The 15,240-nt window shown below is 38.0% G+C and carries 12 protein-coding genes; all 12 read right to left on the bottom strand.

From position 1 onward, the window contains the following. Window positions 1-408: 408 nt before the first annotated feature. Window positions 409-1,905 carry a lysine--tRNA ligase gene (gene lysS, locus FD46_RS00730; RefSeq protein ID WP_057895289.1) on the bottom strand — a complete coding sequence of 499 codons (1,497 nt, stop codon included), beginning with the start codon at window positions 1,903-1,905 and terminating at the stop codon, window positions 409-411. A gap of 61 nt (window positions 1,906-1,966) precedes the next feature. Beyond that, on the bottom strand, window positions 1,967-2,983 hold the full coding sequence (gene dusB / locus FD46_RS00725) for a tRNA dihydrouridine synthase DusB (RefSeq protein ID WP_057895288.1): 1,017 nt from the start codon (window positions 2,981-2,983) through the stop codon (window positions 1,967-1,969). A 77-nt stretch (window positions 2,984-3,060) separates the two neighbouring features. Then, window positions 3,061-3,942, bottom strand: coding sequence for an Hsp33 family molecular chaperone HslO (hslO, locus tag FD46_RS00720; protein WP_057895287.1), 882 nt, complete (start codon window positions 3,940-3,942; stop codon window positions 3,061-3,063). A 98-nt stretch (window positions 3,943-4,040) separates the two neighbouring features. Further along, a complete protein-coding gene (gene ftsH / locus FD46_RS00715; protein ID WP_057895286.1) occupies window positions 4,041-6,098 on the bottom strand; it encodes an ATP-dependent zinc metalloprotease FtsH in 2,058 nt (685 codons plus the stop codon). Window positions 6,099-6,184: 86 nt separating this feature from the next. After that, window positions 6,185-6,727 carry a hypoxanthine phosphoribosyltransferase gene (gene hpt / locus FD46_RS00710; RefSeq protein ID WP_057895285.1) on the bottom strand — a complete coding sequence of 181 codons (543 nt, stop codon included), beginning with the start codon at window positions 6,725-6,727 and terminating at the stop codon, window positions 6,185-6,187. An 8-nt stretch (window positions 6,728-6,735) separates the two neighbouring features. Then, window positions 6,736-8,100 (bottom strand): tRNA lysidine(34) synthetase TilS, encoded by a 1,365-nt coding sequence (gene tilS / locus FD46_RS00705; protein ID WP_057895284.1) that lies wholly within the window; start codon window positions 8,098-8,100, stop codon window positions 6,736-6,738. A gap of 77 nt (window positions 8,101-8,177) precedes the next feature. Beyond that, entirely contained in the window at window positions 8,178-8,678 is a 501-nt protein-coding gene (locus FD46_RS00700; RefSeq protein WP_057895283.1) for a S1 domain-containing RNA-binding protein, read from the bottom strand. Window positions 8,679-8,775: 97 nt separating this feature from the next. Next, on the bottom strand, window positions 8,776-9,168 hold the full coding sequence (locus tag FD46_RS00695) for an FtsB family cell division protein (RefSeq protein WP_057895282.1): 393 nt from the start codon (window positions 9,166-9,168) through the stop codon (window positions 8,776-8,778). A gap of 78 nt (window positions 9,169-9,246) precedes the next feature. Further along, window positions 9,247-9,516, bottom strand: a complete 270-nt coding sequence (locus tag FD46_RS00690) for an RNA-binding S4 domain-containing protein (protein ID WP_057895281.1) — start codon at window positions 9,514-9,516, stop codon at window positions 9,247-9,249. A gap of 15 nt (window positions 9,517-9,531) precedes the next feature. Beyond that, window positions 9,532-11,097, bottom strand: coding sequence for an oligosaccharide flippase family protein (locus FD46_RS00685; protein ID WP_057895280.1), 1,566 nt, complete (start codon window positions 11,095-11,097; stop codon window positions 9,532-9,534). A 2-nt stretch (window positions 11,098-11,099) separates the two neighbouring features. Further along, the gene (gene mfd, locus FD46_RS00680) at window positions 11,100-14,627 is read right to left on the bottom strand and encodes a transcription-repair coupling factor (protein ID WP_057895279.1); all 3,528 of its coding nucleotides are present in this window, start codon (window positions 14,625-14,627) and stop codon (window positions 11,100-11,102) included. Window positions 14,628-14,653: 26 nt separating this feature from the next. Beyond that, a complete protein-coding gene (gene pth / locus FD46_RS00675) occupies window positions 14,654-15,217 on the bottom strand; it encodes an aminoacyl-tRNA hydrolase (RefSeq protein ID WP_057895278.1) in 564 nt (187 codons plus the stop codon). Between the last annotated feature and the right edge of the window lie 23 nt (window positions 15,218-15,240).

Genomic DNA, 15,240 nt, shown 5'->3' with positions numbered 1-15,240 from the left:
AAGAGCCCTGCACATTTGATTTGTCGAAACTTTGTTCAGTTTTCAAAGGTCTACTTGTTGCTTAAGGAATGTATATAATTATACTAGCAATTGAATTTAATTGCAAGTAATAATACATAATCATCATTCTCTTTAACAGCCAACTTTTATATTATAACACGCATAAAAGCTAAAACAAGTACTAATTACAAAAAATTTGTAATATAAAAGCTACAGCAAAACCAACGTTTGCTGTAGCTCTTATACCTATTTGCTTATTCAAGTTAATAATTTCCCAATAGCTAGCCTTCTTAAGGCGACAGATAATTATTTTTTAACAACCTTAACTTTAAGTTTCATTCAAAAATCAACCTCAATACCTGAGTACCTAATCAACTGGTTTCATACTCCCCTTTTCATAGGAATAAACTACTTATTTTCCTCAGGTCTTAGTGTTGGAAAAAGCAAAACATCCCTAATAGATGGTGCATCAGTCATCAGCATTACTAACCTATCTATTCCAATTCCCAAACCACCTGTAGGAGGCATACCATATTCAAGAGCCTCAACGTAATCTTCATCAATACCTTCAGCCTCATCATTACCGGCAACCCGTTCTGCAGCTTGAGCTTCAAACCTTTGTCTTTGATCAATCGGATCATTCAATTCCGTAAAAGCATTTGCAAATTCATTACCTAAGATAAACAATTCAAAACGATCAGTAAAACGCGGATCCTTTGAATTCTTCTTAGCAAGCGGTGAAACTTCAACTGGATGTCCATATACAAATGTCGGGTCTACAATTTTATTCTCACAGAAAGTATCAAAGAATTCATTAATGATATGGCCCACTTTCCAGTAGTCTTCATAATGAACATCATTTTTATCTGCAAGCTTGCGGGCCTCTTCCAAAGACTTGGGCTCCCAAAAGTCAATTCCTGTTTCCTCTTTAATCGCATCTACCATGTGTATCCTCTTAAAAGGCTTATTAAAATCAACTTTTGCTCCTTGATAAGTAACCGTCCCATTATCCGTTACCACTTTAGCAGCAGTTTTAAAGATTCCTTCTGTTTCATCCATTACATCTGTAAAATCAAAATAAGCTGCATAAGACTCTAGCATAGTGAATTCAGGGTTATGCTTGGTATCAAGCCCTTCATTACGAAAGACACGCCCAATCTCGTAAACACGCTCCATACCTCCAACAATTAGACGTTTTAGATGTAATTCCAGAGCGATTCTAAGATAAAGATCAATGTCTAATGCATTGTGATGTGTAATAAACGGCCTAGCCGAAGCTCCGCCCGCCTGATTATGCAAAACAGGTGTTTCAACTTCCAAAAAGCGATTGCCGTCAAGATAATTTCGAATTGCAGTAATGATTTTGCTGCGTTTCAAAAAGCGTTCAAAACTAGCGCGATTTGAAATTAAATCAAGATAGCGTTGACGGTAAATTTGTTCTACATTTTGTAATCCATGAAACTTATCGGGTAACGGACGTAAAGCCTTTGACAAAAAAGTGATTCCAGTGACTTTAATTGTAAGTTCACCCATATCTGTCTTAATAACTTCGCCGTTAAAACCAAGGTGATCTCCCAAATCAGCGCGTTTAAAAATATGATACTTTTCTTCCCCTACAACGTCTTTACGGATATAAATCTGAACACGACCATCACGATCTTGAATGTCAGCAAAGCCAACCTTTCCCTTACCACGTTTAGCAACCATTCTTCCCGCAATTGTTACCTCTTTGCCAAGTTTTTCAAGTTCAGGCTTAGTTTTTTGATCATACTCTTCGTGAAGTTGCCGTGAAGTCGCGGTACGCTCAAAACGATGACCATAGGGATCAATTCCTTCTTCGCGCAGCTCCTTTAACTTTTCACGGCGCACACGCAACTGGTCATTCAAATTTTCATCTTTAGCCAATCTTATCCCTCCAAAATAATATCAACTTCTATATTGCCAATTCTGCAACAAAATTGCAAATCTATTTTGTTAATTGTCTTTTTTTCTTTCTCAGCATATAGTCTTCCACATTTACTAAGAAACGGTCGAAGATCGAAATCATTTCTTCTTCTGTATCTGCATCATTCAAAGCTGCCTTGGTCCGTGCTGAACGTGGAATTCCCTTAAGGTAGTATGCTGCTTGACTCCTGAATTCACGCGGCCCGATATAGTCCCCCTTAATTGCAACGAGGCGGTGCAGATGTTCCTTAGCCACTTTGATTTTTTCTGCAGGAGTAGGTTCGGGTGCCACCTTCTCACCTGCCAAATATTCTGCCGTCTGCTTTACGATCCAAGGGTTCCCCAAAGCTGCTCTCCCAATCATCACAGCATCAGCACCAACATCTGTCAGCATTCTTTTAGCATCTTCAGGAGTTCTGACATCTCCATTACCAATAAAAGGAATTTCCTTTAAATGATCCGCAACCTCTTTTAAAATCTCCCAATCGGCATGACCGGTATAAAGCTGTTTTCGTGTTCTACCATGCATTGCAAGTGCAGCAGCGCCGCCTTCTTGAGCAGCTAGTGCATTTTCAACCGCATAAATGTGATCCTCATCCCAACCTGTTCTCATTTTAACCGTAACCGGTTTAGAACATGCACTAGTCACTGCATGTACCATTTCATATACTTTGTTCGGATCCAGCAGCCACCGTGCTCCAGCTTCTGCCTTAGTTACTTTAGGGACCGGACAGCCCATGTTGATATCAATAATATCAACGTCAACATTTTCTTCAATATAATTGGCAGCTTCAACAAGTGTATCTTTATTTCCACCAAAAATCTGAACACTCACAGGGTGTTCAGTTGGATCAAATCTTAACATTCCCAGTGTTTTTTTGTTTCTAAACTGGATCCCTCTATCGGAAATCATCTCACAAACAACTAAACCGGCTCCGAATTTCTTACAGATCATCCGAAAAGCAACATTAGTTACTCCAGCCATTGGAGCAACGACTATTTGGTTAGGAATTGTAATGTTACCGATTTTCCATTCCATTTTTACACCTCATTTTCGCAAAATTAACTTAATTCCTTTTGAATAATAACATAAAATCCACCAAAGCAGAATTTTACTTAGTTATTACGCCCTTCTTTTAAATTTCTGAGTTCTTCTTCTGTAAAATGATACTTTTTCCCGCAAAACTGACAAGTAGCTTCAGCTCCATGATTCTTTTTTATCATCTCATCTAAATCCTTAACTGCAATGCTTGCAAGTGCATAACCAAAACGTTTTTTTGAACAATCACAATTGTACTTGATTTTTTCCCTAGCCAGTAACTGAAAGTTTTCAGCTCCGCAAATTTCCTCAAGGATTTTTTCAGGAGTTGCTCCTTTGAACATCATTTCAGAAATAGAAGGCATTTTTGAAAGTGTTTTTTCAATTTTAGAAAGGATTTCTTCACTTGCTCCCGGCATAACTTGAATCAAAAAACCGCCAGCAGTCTGTATCGTATTGTCTTTATTAACAAAAACCGATAGTCCTACCGCAGATGGAATTTGTTCCGACTTTGCAAGATAATATGCAAAATCTTCACCTAATTCCCCAGAAACAAGCGGAACCTGTCCTGTAAAAGGAGTCTTCATCCCTAAATCTTTAGTAACGGTTAGAAAACCGCGTTCCCCAACTGCTCCCTTAACATCAATCTTATGCTTTTTATTCAAAGGCAAATGTACTTGGGGGTGCTGCAGATATCCCTTTATATCGCCCATTGCATTTCCGTCAACAACAATTGCTCCGACAGGCCCGTCTCCCAGTACCTTAACTGTCAATTTTCCCTTTTCTTTTAAGACAGCCTGTGACAAAAGAGCAGTTGCTGTAATTGTTCTTCCTAGTGCAGCAGAAGCTGCACTCCATGTACCATGAATTTTTTGTGCTTTTCTTACTGTCTGCGTAGTATCAACTGCATAAATCCTTAACTGCTCATCAAAAGCAAGACTTTTTAGTAGATAGTCCACTCTTTTTTCCTTCCTTTTTGCTAAATTAATAAGCGGAACAAAACAATTTTACAACTGTTTCATCCCGCCTATCAAAACACGGCATTCTCTTCTATCTGTTATTTATCCTTAGGATAGAAAGTAACCGTATCCCTATTATCCTCAGAATTTTTAGAATTCTTTTGCTTTTCTGCTTCTTTTCGTTCCAAAGCTTCCTTTGATTCTTCGAAAGTAGCAGCCTTTTCACTTGGAAACTCTTCTTTATTTTTATCTGGCATGTGGCCAGTGTTGAATAAGCTCAAAATCTGTTTTTCATCAAGAGTTTCATATTCAAGCAGCGCTTCAGCAATAGTCTTATGCTGTGTTCTATGCCGCTCAATAATTTCTTTAGCTCTTTCCATGCCTTCGTTCAAAAGGGTTTTGACTTCTTCATCGATTAAATTAGCAGTTTGCCCAGAATAGTTAGGCTGCCCCCCCATAGCAGGTACCCCACTGCCTGCAAACATATTACTTTGTCCTTCATATTGAACAGGGCCAAGTTTTTCACTCATCCCGTATTCAGTAACCATTGCTCTTGCCAGTTGCGTTGCTTGCTGAAAGTCATTGGATGCACCAGAAGATTGTTCATTATTAATGATCTCTTCAGCTGCACGGCCACCCATCAGCCCAGCAATTTGTTCCTTCAAATCACGTTTTGAAAGAAGCATTTGGTCTTCTTTAGGAAGCATAATTGCATATCCGCCAGCACGCCCACGCGGTACAATAGTTACTTTATGGACAACACGTGCTTCATTCAAGATAAGTCCAACAACTGTATGCCCAGCTTCATGAAACGCAACTGTTCTGCGCTCTTTCTTACTAATAACACGATCTCTTTTAGCCGGTCCAGCAATTACACGATCTTCTGCTTCATCAAGATCAGAAGCATCAATTTCTTTTTTGTCACGCCGTGCAGCAAGCAAAGCCGCTTCATTAAGCAGGTTCTCAAGATCAGCTCCGACAAAACCAGGAGTTTGTTTAGCAATCATTTTTAAATCAACATCTTTTGCTAAAGGCTTATTTTTAGAATGGACTTTCAAGATTGCTTCACGTCCCTTAACATCAGGACGTCCAACAAGGATCTTACGGTCAAACCGTCCTGGCCTAAGCAACGCTGGGTCTAATACATCTGAGCGGTTGGTTGCCGCCATCACAATGACGCCTTCGTCTCCTTCAAAACCATCCATTTCGACCAATAACTGGTTCAGAGTTTGCTCACGTTCATCATGACCGCCGCCCATACCAGCTCCACGCTGACGACCGACCGCATCAATCTCATCAATAAAGATAATAGAAGGTGCATTTTTCTTTGCATTTTCAAATAAATCACGTACACGACTGGCACCGACACCGACAAACATCTCAACAAAGTCAGATCCGGAAATAGAAAAGAAAGGAACTCCTGCTTCGCCAGCTACAGCCTTGGCAAGAAGCGTCTTACCAGTTCCAGGAGGGCCCTCCAAAAGTACACCGGATGGAATTCGGGCACCTAAAGACAGAAATTTGCGTGGATCACGCAAAAACTCTACGACTTCAACAAGTTCTTGTTTCTCTTCTTCAGCACCTGCAACATCTGAAAAACGGATCTTGTTTGCTTTTTTGTCGACTGGTTTAGCCTTGGATTTCCCAAAATTCATTACACGACCATTGCCACCGCCTTGGCCAGCTTGACCCATCATCATGTAGAAGAAGAAAATAAAGAAGATGACCGGCAGTAAATAAATCAGCAACTGCAGCCACAGACTGCTTGATTCTTCTTCCTTTGCTCCATTTTTAACGTTATTCTTGTCAGCTAATTCTTGAATCTGTTTTACAGAAGTATCATTAGTCAACACATTACTTGTAAACGAAGTCACTTTACTGCTGCCGGAAGCAAACCCGCCAATTCCAGTTGTTCCTTTTGCTTGTTGTGACTTTTTGTATGTACCTATAATTTTATAGGTACTTCCAGAAGGCTGCATCGTAAAATTCTTAACGTTGTCCTTCCTTAACTCACTAATAAATTGGCTCGATTGGATTTGTTGAGATTGTGAACTTGCCTTACCTCCAAAGAAGTAATATAACATCCCCATTATCCCAAGGAAAATCACAATATAAAATAGACTATTTTTAAAAAGTCCATTCTTGTTATTGTTCATCTGCTTCCTCCTTGACTGATGCACAAAATTGCTGCAAATTTAACAGCTAACGAATAAATCATAACATACTTGACTTTTCTTGACTATTAATTATTCTTATAAATTTCAGGTTTTAGAACACCAACATAAGGAAGATTGCGATACATTCCTTTATAATCCAGCCCATAGCCTACGACAAATTCATTAGGCACTTCAAATCCAAAATAATCTGGCTCTACTCCTTCTACTCTACGCTCAGGTTTCGTTAGCAAAGTACATATTTTTACAGATTTTGCCTTACGGTGTTTAAACAACTCAACTAAACACTGCAAGGTCTTACCTGTATCAATAATATCTTCGACTATTAGGATGTCACGCCCTTCAGCAGGTACATCCAAGTCTTTTATTATCTTGACTTCCCCAGAAGAAACCGTTTCATCACCATAGCTGGAAACATCCATAAAATCAATTTCCGTATAAGTCTGAATTTCACGTACAATATCCGCCATGAAAAGGAATGCTCCTTTTAACACACAAATTACTAGTGGTTTTTTCCCTTTATAATCGGCAGTCAACTGCAGTCCAATCTCATGCGAAACTTTACTGATATCCTCTTTACTATATAGGATTTCTTTAATGTCTTCGTTCATACTCAGCCTCATTTCTCAGTATTGTTTCTAAAAATCACCATGTATTGCATTTTATCATTTACCTTCTGCTCTGACAAATCAGATTTTCTTATGCCTATCGCCCATAGAACTTCGCCGTTAGAATCCGCAACAAGCCATTTTTCTTCTCTTATTTGCTGTGGAACTTTTTGTTCTATAAAAACTTTTTTTAATTTTTTCTTTCCAATTTTTAAACTTATCCTATCTCCCATCAGCCTGTGTCTCACGTTAAGTGGTAAACGGCTAGAATCTGAAAAGTAAAAAAACTTATCTGTAGCACTCTTCTTCAATTTTATATTGCTCCTGAATAAACCGATCTTGGTTCCATCAGGCAGATTCTGCCATTTTCCTAAACGTAATTTCAAATGAAAATCATGCTTTTTCATTGCTGTTGTTTTTGCCTTTGTTACCATAAAAACGTTATATTCTTTTTTTAGAAAAAGATTTTCCTGAAATTGAATTTCTCCTTGCGGTTTAGAAAGATTAGTCAATAACGTCAACACTTGCTCCAATTGTCTTTCGGATGGAAAATAGTGGTTATTCATAATAATTTCTTTAAGGACCAGCTTTTGCTCAAAAACGGCAAGCTTTGCCCAAGCTGAAAGAGAAAAGGAACCATTTGCATTTCGAATTTCAGCTATCTTTTCAGCAATCGTTTTTTTCGCCACCGCAGAAATATCATCCAGCTGTGCAATATAGTCTGCCACATGCTCCAAAAAACGCTTATTTTCTTTTTTCAAGCGTGGTACTACTTCATGCCTAAGACGATTACGTAAAAAATCATCATTCTGGTTAGTGCTATCCTCGAAGTATACCAAATGACGCTTTTTAGCATAATCGAGAAGCTTCTGTTTAGAAAAGGGCAACAATGGTCTAATCAGCCAAAACCTTTTTTCAAATCGACGTTTTTTTTCTATCGCGTGCAGTTGTGCCAGGTCACCACCACGCAAGAGCTTCATTAAAAAGGTCTCTGCTTGGTCATCAGCATGATGCGCAGTCATCAGTTCCAAAATATGGTTTTCCGTCATTGCTTTTTTGAAAAAGCCATAACGGAAATTACGACCAGCTTCCTCAACTCCACTTGACGGATGATCCTGAGCGTTCCATCGTGCACAAAATAGCTTTAACTTATGACGTGCACAAAATTTAGTAATAAAAGCCGTTTCCTTAGCACTTTCGGGCCGCAGCTGATGGTCAACGTAAGCTACAAAAACCTCAGGCCGCAAGTTATTTGGCAGGTTCAAAATAAGGTCAAGCAGTGTCATCGAATCTACTCCTGTAGAAACTGCTACAAGAACTTTTTTACTACAAGATAACTTTCCAAAATTTTGTGCAAAGTCTTCTTTTAATTTCATCCTTTTTCCCAGCCTTATCAAAAATCGATTGCTATCCGGAAAAATTGGATAGCAATCGATCTTAAAACTTCTTCAAATTAGCTCCGACGACCGCCACGGCCGCCGCGTTTTCCTTCTGTATTTCTTTTTAATGATGTTAAACGGGCTTCACTTTCTTTTAAAAACCCTGCAAGCAAAGAATCAAAATCCTTTGGTTTTGGTTCAGGCTTTGAATATGATTGATTGTGCCGGGAACCGTTGTTATGAGTTTTAACACCTGTTGTTCCATTATGGTGTGCATACCCATGATTTTCATGATGCTCGGATTTATTAAAACTTTTTGTTTCATTACTATGAGGAGCACTGGCAGTAGCTTTGCGGATTGATAGACTGATCTTACCGTCGGCAGCGATGGCCAAAACCTTAACAGTAACTTCATCACCTACATTCAAAACATCATGAATGTCCTTAACATAACTGTCAGAAATTTCACTGATGTGTACCAAACCGTTCTTCTTTCCACCTAAATCAACGAATGCACCGAAATTAGTTATTCCTGAAACTCTTCCAGTAACTTTAGCTCCTACTTCAATTGACATAAAAATGTTGCTCCTCCTTAAATTGTATACACTTCAGTATAGCACGCAAAAAGCGGGATGCAATAGCAGGAAGAGACTCTTCCTTTAATTTTCATCCTTAATTAGAACTGTCGGTTTTATTGCTCGGGAGGCTATAAATTGTCTCACCATCTTTTGAATAATAATATTTATCCCGAATTAACTTTTGCAGATAATCTTGATCACCTAACTGCTTAACCTGCTGTTTTAAATCAGAACGTGTTTGTTTTTCCTTATTCAACTTTTTATGAGCAGACCTTACCTGAGTTTCAAGACTGGCTGTCAAAAGATTTGCGTGAACAATCTGGTAGCCGCAAAATAGCCCTATCAAAACGACAAAGATACTAATACAAAATAAGCGCCGTCGATGAATAGTTTGTATTCGTAATTGATGTTTACTCTGCTTCTTTGCTGCATTCGTTTCTCTAAAGAACGAATTATCCAATACCTTTACTTTACGTTGATCAGCCATCTCTTCACTCCTTTGCGCAAAAATAACTATACTAATTATAACAAAACACAAAGTTTAAAGTCTATTAATTTACACGCCCTATTTTCTGTAATTTTCCTTAAAATCCTCAGATAGCAGCTGATAAAGTCCTTCAGTTTCGTCTTTTTTTACTATCTCTTTCACAGATAAGACTTTTAAACTTAAAACTTTATTACCAAAATTAATCACAAGAACATCGCCCACACCAATATTTGTAGAAGACTTTGCTGCACGCCCATTTACCGTTATTCTTCCCTTATCAGCTATCTCTTTAGCAACCGTTCTACGTTTGATTATTCGTGAAACTTTCAGAAATTTATCTAATCTCATTTGTCCATCTCCATCTTATTTGATTAATTTAACTACCCATCTGCCTCCTGGCAAACCCAGCCATTCTTCTGTTGAAAATAGTTTTGCCTTGCGGATAAGGAAAACAAACAAACCTCCTCCCGCAGGAATAGTTACACAACATTGTATTAGACTCGCTGTACGGTTTGTTTCCAAATACAAAGAAAAAATAATTTGAGAACAAATTAATAGAAGACTCATTATGCAGATGCATATTGCCAGTCTATACAAAAAGCTAAATTTAAGGAAATGTTTTGTCCCTAAACCTGATAACATTGCTACTGAAAAAATAAGCCCTGTACTTAAACTAAGTAACGAAGAAAAACTAGCACCTGCAATTCCCCACAAGTATACCAAAGGATAACTGGTCAGAAGTTTCAATATTGTGATTATAATCAGCGGATGCACAGTTTTTTTATATTGGCCTTGACTCTGTAAAATAGAATTTACTAAAACAATCAAAGATGCTTCTGTAATTGATAAAGCTGCTACAGAAAGCGCAAAAGAACCTTGCTTGCTTCCAAACAGAGTCTCATTCACTACAGGCATTAAGATAAACAATCCAGCACTGGCTGCCGCTGAAATAGCTAAACAGACTCGAACTGCAAAGCCAATTGTCCGCTGATATTCAGTAAAAGCCTTCTGAAGATACTTTTTACTCAAAAGAGGCATCAGACTTGCAGAAAAACTCAAGGAAAGTACAAGTCCCAGCTGAAGCAATGGCTGAGCCCGATCATAGACTCCTTTTAGATTCTTAGACAAAACTGCACTATTTCCAGCGGCTTCCAATGCGTTCTTCATAGTAAATGAATCTACTAGTTGTAAAATAACCAGTAATCCTGAATAAAAGCAGATTACCAGTCCCTCTGAAAAAAGTGCACACGTTAACTTTTTTAGAAGCCCTTTGTCAAAGTTGAACTTTTCTCTAAAGAAAAGCTGCCTAAAGAAATTACTGAAGAATAAGAAAGCAAAAAAAGCACCTATAACTCCTGCAGTAAGTGTCCAAGAACCTATGCGGTAAAGTGACCAGCCTGCGTGTGTTGCAAAAAATGCAATAGTAATAATCAAAAAAACTCTGACACTTTGTTCAATAAGCTGAGACAAAGCAGTCGGCAAAACTTGCAGAATGCCCTGCTTATAGCCGCGTCCAACCGCCAAGAATGGAACTAGCAGGTATATCCACGAAACACTGCGTACCAATTGCGTAAGTCCCTTATCTCCCATCAAATAACCAACTGCAGGCGCCCCAATTTGCAACACACCAAAAAGTGCACCTCCGAATAGTGAAAGAATCGCAAAAAGATGCCGGGCATTATTATTGCGTGAAGCTTCGTCAGGACAAGCTGCTACCAACTTGGAAATATAAATTGGAAAACCATTCAGTGAAAACATAACTGCAATTCCGTAAAGCGGATAAATTTGCTGATAGATATAAAACCCAGTATTACCTACTAAATTTTCAAATGGAATACGATAAAGTGCACTGAGAATCTTTGCAGTCAAAGAAGCAACAGTTAAGACAGCCGCTCCTTTAAAAAGACTTTCTGTCGGTTTACTCTTCATAGTCACTTTTCCTTATAATTAGTTAAAAACTGCAATATTTTCTTTAGAACCACTTGCAGGTCAGCCATCACGCTAGCTGTCTTATCCTTAGGCTGCATCATAATTTCAAGCTGCATTTTTTCAGCCACAACTTTTAACGAAGCTTTGAGCTTAGTCTGAGAAAGAGCTTCAAGAAAATTCTGTGCCATTAATTTATGACTTACCTCACGTGCAAAAACAACTTTTATCTTACTTCTAACTTGTGAAATCAGTTCAACTTGCGCGCGATCTGCATACATTTTTAGCAGTCCAATTTGCAGTAAATTTTCGACTTCTATAGGATAGTCACCAAAACGATCAATCAGATCACTTTGCACTTCCCGATACTGCTCTACATTTTCAAGTTTTCTGATTCTCTTATAAATTTCAATTTTTTGACGTTGGTCTTCTAAATAACTAGTCGGCAAATATGCTTCAGTATCTAGCGAAATTTCAGCATCTGTACGTTTATCCCTTTGCTTTCCTTGCTTTTGCGCAATAGCATTTTTTAACATTTGTGTATACAGATCATAACCTACAGAATCAATAAATCCATGCTGTTGTTTACCAAGTAGATTTCCTGCCCCACGTATTGAAAGATCCCGCATAGCAATTTTAAAACCCGAACCCAATTCAGTAAAATCTTTAATTGCTTCAAGCCTTTTTTCACTGACTTCTGTCAAAATTTTATTTGGTCGATACATAAAGTAAGCATACGCAACCCGGTTGCTTCTACCCACACGACCGCGCAATTGGTACAACTGCGCAAGCCCCATATGATCCGCATCTTCTACGATTAGAGTATTAACATTTGGGATATCTACTCCAGTCTCAATAATGGTTGTGGTCACCAAAACATCATATTCACCGGCAATAAAGTCATAAAGCACTTTTTCGAGCTGAAATTCTGTCATCTGCCCATGAATATATGCAATCCGTGCTTCTGGGACAAACGTTTCTAATTCCGAAACAACTCTTTCAATATCTGAAACCCTGTTGTGTAAGTAAAAAGTCTGTCCTCCACGTGACAATTCACGAGTAATCGCGTCAGCAACAACTCCATAATTCTGTTCTAAAACATATGTTTGAATTGGATAACGATTCATTGGAGCAGTTTCAATCACAGAAAGATCACGTACACCAAGCATCGACATATTAAGAGTTCGGGGAATAGGCGTTGCTGTCAAGGTTAAAACGTCAACCCGAGAGCGTAGCTGTTTCAGCCGTTCTTTATGCTTCACGCCAAAACGCTGTTCCTCATCTATTATTAATAGCCCGAGATCTGCAAAAGCAACATCTTTCGAAAGCAATCTATGAGTTCCAACAACAATATCCACAGAACCATCTTTGAGTCCCGACAAAGTTTCAGAAATTTGCTTATTTGTCCTAAAACGCGAGAGGATACCCACTTCAACAGGGAAGTTCTCAAATCGACTCAGCATCGTTTCATAGTGCTGTTGCGCCAAAACCGTAGTTGGTACTAAAAAAGCAACTTGTTTTTGATCTTGAATAGCCTTAAAAGCAGCCCTTAAAGCCACTTCAGTCTTTCCATAACCCACATCACCAATCAATAAACGGTCCATTGGGCGTTGTTGCTGCATATCTTTTTTAATTTCAACTGTGCTGCGAAGTTGATCCGGAGTTTCTGTGTATGGGAAAGCATCTTCAAATTCATGCTGATACTCATTGTCAGCGGAGTATGAGTAACCCTTTTGTGTCTCACGTTTTGCATATAATTCAATCAGATCATCAGCAATATCTTCTATTTTGGATGCCACGTTCTTTTTAGTCTTAGCCCACTCACTGCCGCCTAATTTATTAATATGTGGCGTTTGAGCTTCAGAAGAAACATATTTTTGAACGCGATCAATTTGAGAAACCGGCAAAAAAAGCTTTCCGTTATCCCGATAAATGATAGTCAAATAATCCTGATGTCTGCCGCTGACCTCCATTGTTTTCATTCCCATATAACGACCTATTCCATGGTTAATATGAACAACATAATCTCCCTTTTTAAGCTCAGTATAGCTTTTTAGGCGTTCTGTATTTTCCATGGTTTGTCTTTTAGGATGCTTTTTAACCACTTTTTTTAATAATTCATGTTCCGTAAGGATAATGATTTTTTCTTGAGGCAGTTCGAAACCGTTCTCTAGATTCCCCTCAATAATCTGTATTCTTTGCGGTTGCAGGGCATTCGCTTTGGTTAAAATCGCTTGAATTTCAAAATCTTCAAGTATTTGCATAAATTTAACCAGGTGTTCTTTATTAGATAACACAAATATAACTGTTTGTTTTTGTTTTTTCCACCTGTCTACTTCCATTTTCAAAAGAGGCATCTGACCAAAGAATTGTTGAACAGCTCTTACTTTAATATCAATCTTTGTGTCAAAAGTCAACTGTCCCATGCCCTTTTCAAAAAGTGAAAAAAAAATACTGCTCGAAGAATTTTTTTTCACTAAAGTACGTAATTTATTTTCCCAATTTTCCTCCGAAAAAAGACCGCCCTTTTTTAACTGTTCGAGTTTCCACTGCACATTCTCTTCATCTAGTATCCGTTCACTTTCAAGTAAACGAGGATAATCATCTACCATGAAAAAAGAATCTGGTTCCAAATAATCAAGCAAGGAAAAGCGTTTAGGATACACTTGGTCTAAAAAAACAGCTTGTGCAGGCTGCAAAAAACCAGCAGAAATACTTTCGCATAAATTATTATAAGTTTCTTTCAAATTAAGTTGGAAATGTTTATCCTTAATTAATTTTTTATCTTTATTGTATTGCAAAGTGACATTTTTTAGAGCCCTTTCCTCAAAAGACACAGGAAGGAGCAGGTCAGTTGCCGGTAAAATAATTGTCTGTTCGATATTTTTTAGACTGCGTTGTGTATCTGGCGCAAATTCACGCAATGAGTCTATCTCATCATCAAAAAGATCAATTCTAACTGGCCTATCCTGATTAAACGGATAAATGTCAATTATAGACCCCCGGACCGCAAAGTCTCCAGGTTTATCTACCAATTTATGGCGTTCAAAACCCATTAAATTTAGTTTTCCCTCAAGTTTTGTTAAGATAATTTCCTGACCGATCTTTAGTTTCAAACTACTGGTAGACCAAATTTCAGGAGGCGGTAAAAGTCTTTTCAAGCCTTTAACAGAAGACAAAACAATTTGCGGTTTTTTAGAATTCGCTAAAGCAGCTAAAGTGCCTACCCTTTGTGCGCGATACTCTGGAGAACTAACTGCAACTTCAGCAGCAGTTGCTTCTTCAACTGGATACAGACAAACCTGATTTGATCCTACAAGGTTACTTAACTCATTTTCTAAAAGTTGAGCATGATGTAAAGAATCCAAAACCAGCAGAATAGTTTTTTGTTGTTTATTAAAAAAATTTGCAATAAAAAGCGTTTTAGTAGAGCCGAGCAACCCGGTTATCAAATGACGTTTTTGCTTAATTTTAACGTTTTTAAGCCACTGTTTAATTGCTGGCGTATCCAGTAGCAACTCCTCAATTTTCATTTTTAACAAAAAACTCCTTAATTTTTTTACTTATGGTTAAACTTATTCATAGTTAGTACAAAATCTTCATTTTCAATCCAGTCATCCAGTGCAGCTGTGGCAGCTTCGATTCCTTGATCCAGTTTGCTTTTTTCCGAAACTGAAAAGCGAGTCAAGACCCAGTCTACTACTCCAGACTTTTGCGGATGATCAATTCCGATACGAACTCGTTTAAATTCTTGAGTACCAATTTGAGCAATGATACTCTTTATACCATTATGCCCTCCAGCAGAACCCTTCGGCCGTAAACGAAGATGACCGATCGGCAGATCCATATCATCATGAATAACAATTAATTGGCTAACGTCGACATTTGAATATTTCATAAGCGGTTTTACGCTTCGACCCGACTCATTCATATAAGTAGTCGGTTTTGCCAATATTATCTTTTCTCCGTTATGAAAAAACTCAGCAATTTCAGCTTCATGTTTTAATTTGCTGAAAGTAACTTCCTTTTGTTTCGCGTAATTTTCAACTGTCATAAACCCAACATTATGTCTGGTTCCTTCATACTTTTTACCAATATTTCCAAGTCCAACAATCAACTTCATATACTGTCCTATCCTCCACTTTT

This window comes from Liquorilactobacillus oeni DSM 19972 (assembly GCF_001436275.1).
GTDB classification, from domain to species: Bacteria; Bacillota; Bacilli; order Lactobacillales; family Lactobacillaceae; genus Liquorilactobacillus; species Liquorilactobacillus oeni.
Note: the sequence above shows the minus strand (reverse complement) of the source record. Positions and strands in the feature narration are given on the sequence as shown.